A 1,093-nucleotide genomic window follows, 5' to 3' on the forward strand; every position below is an offset into this window, starting at 1 on the left:
TCTAAACTGCAATACGGAGGCACGACCTATCCACGCAACAAGGCCTCCTCGCAATGACGAGACATATCAACTACGTATATTCTTTTTCTTTATTATTTTTGATTTAGCTTTTGTAGTAGATTTATTATTAGAGGTAAGTTTGATTGAAGGTTTAGGGACTATAGGCTTAATATTAAAATGCTGATCTAGTAGCCCCATCATTTTTTGATCACGAGATGCAGCACTTTTGCCTCCTGTAACAACGGCAATCAATGATTTACCATTCCTAGAAGCAGTAGTTACTAAATTATAACCTGCCGGTGTATGAAAACCTGTTTTCATACCTTCTGCACCTTGATAATTTTTAGTAACCCTATTATGTCCGTTTACTATGTTTCCACGAAATACAAAACTGGTTTTAGCAAATAACGGATAATATTTAGGATAATCTCTTTTTAAGGCCATAGCAAGTTTAGCCATATCTCTTGCGGTAGTTTGCTGCAATGGATCATGCCAGCCTGAGGCGTTTTTAAAATAGGTATTCTTCATACCGAGCTGTTTAGCTTTAACATTCATTAAATGAGCAAAAGCTTTTTCTGAACCTTTCATGCCCTCAGCAACCGTTACAGCAGCATCATTAGCAGATTTTATAATTAATCCATTAATTGCCTCTCGAACGGTTATAGTTTCCCCTGCTTTTAAACCCAGCTTACAAGGCGGCATTTTTGAAGCTTTTGTTGATACAAGTAATTTTTTATCTAAAGGCAATTTACCGGCTTCAATTGCTTCAAACATTAAGTATAGCGTCATTAACTTAGTTAAAGAAGCGGGATAAATCCGAATTTGTGAATTATGGGCCTGCAATACTTTGCCGCTTTTTGCATCAATTACTAAACTAGTTTGAACAGGAGGTTTAGGAGTATTTTTTACAGCTTTCTTCGCTTCGCTTATGGGAGCAAAGAAAAATGTTGCAATAAAAATATAAGGTAATAAAAATTTACTAAACATTTTAAATAAATAAAATATTATTCAAATTAAATCAAGTGGGATTTTTCATCATTGCTCAATAAGTATAGATTTCATCATTGCGAGGAGGCGTTGTTGCGTGGAGATT

The 1,093-nt window shown here is 34.9% G+C and carries 1 protein-coding gene; it reads right to left on the reverse strand.

What is annotated here, in order from left to right; translation table 11 throughout:
• Nucleotides 1-66: 66 nt before the first annotated feature.
• Complete coding sequence (locus KYQ89_RS00225; RefSeq protein WP_218459798.1) at nucleotides 67-987, reverse strand: D-alanyl-D-alanine carboxypeptidase family protein; 921 nt, start codon at nucleotides 985-987, stop codon at nucleotides 67-69.
• Nucleotides 988-1,093 lie beyond the last annotated feature (106 nt).

Source organism: Rickettsia sp. TH2014 (assembly GCF_019249195.1).
GTDB classification, from domain to species: domain Bacteria; phylum Pseudomonadota; class Alphaproteobacteria; order Rickettsiales; family Rickettsiaceae; genus Rickettsia; species Rickettsia felis.